At 74.5% G+C, this 701-nt stretch carries 1 protein-coding gene and 1 pseudogene; one reads left to right on the forward strand and one right to left on the reverse strand.

The genetic code is table 11. From position 1 onward, the window contains the following. Positions 1-125 precede the first annotated feature (125 nt). Complete coding sequence (locus ACTMTU_RS36055; protein WP_441267646.1) at positions 126-341, forward strand: acyl-CoA carboxylase subunit epsilon; 216 nt, start codon at positions 126-128, stop codon at positions 339-341. Positions 342-618: 277 nt separating this feature from the next. Here the strand turns inward: ACTMTU_RS36055 and ACTMTU_RS36060 are convergent. After that, positions 619-701: pseudogene (locus ACTMTU_RS36060) on the reverse strand (ATP-binding protein); the annotation flags it as partial.

The following is a 701-nucleotide window of genomic DNA, read 5'->3' on the forward strand; positions in this document are numbered from 1 at the left end:
CCCGCGGAGACCCGCGAGATCCTCATCCGGTCCCTCGCCATGCTCCGCACCAAGCACGCCGACCTGCCGTCCCGCAAGCACGGCAACCCGCCGCAGTGACCCTGCGATTGGACCCTGGAGCACACATGAGCACTCCTACCGATCCGACGTCCTCCCTCCTCCGCGTCGAGAAGGGCCATGCCGGCCCCGAGGAGCTGGCAGCCATCACCGCGGTCCTGCTGGCCCGCGCCTCGGCGCAGCCCACCGACGCGGCCCCGGCCCACCGCGGCCGCACCACGGCAGGATGGCGCCGTCTGGAGCGCCAGCGCGGCTTCCAGCCGTCCCACAGCTGGCAGGGCTGACCCCCTGGACCCGTAAGGCCCCGCACACGACCGTGTGCGGGGCCTTACGCATGCCACCGGCCGGCCCTCCTGCTCCTGCACGGAGCCGGGAGCATCCCGGGCCGACTCGCCTGACCGCCACCGGGTGGACCACCGGCAGGCGCACGCCGCCCTCCACGGCGGCGTGGCTCCCGGGCCCCGTGGCCTGCCCATGAAGAAGGCCCCGTGCTCCACAGGCAGGAGTACGGGGCCTTCTTCACAGGCGTTCGGCGCGCGGCGCCGCGGGCCGCAGGGACGGTTACCGCAGGCGGGCCATGAGGGCGTGTTCGACGAGGGTGATGAGGGCGCTCTTGGCGTCGGCGCGGTGGCGGGCGTCGGTGG

The organism is Streptomyces sp. OZ13, assembly GCF_052068155.1.
GTDB lineage: Bacteria > Actinomycetota > Actinomycetes > Streptomycetales > Streptomycetaceae > Streptomyces.

Coding starts and splice junctions, on each gene's coding strand:
- ACTMTU_RS36055 (WP_441267646.1), top strand. CDS start 126: ATGAGCACTCCTACCGATCCGACGTCCTCCCTCCTCCGCGTCGAGAAG.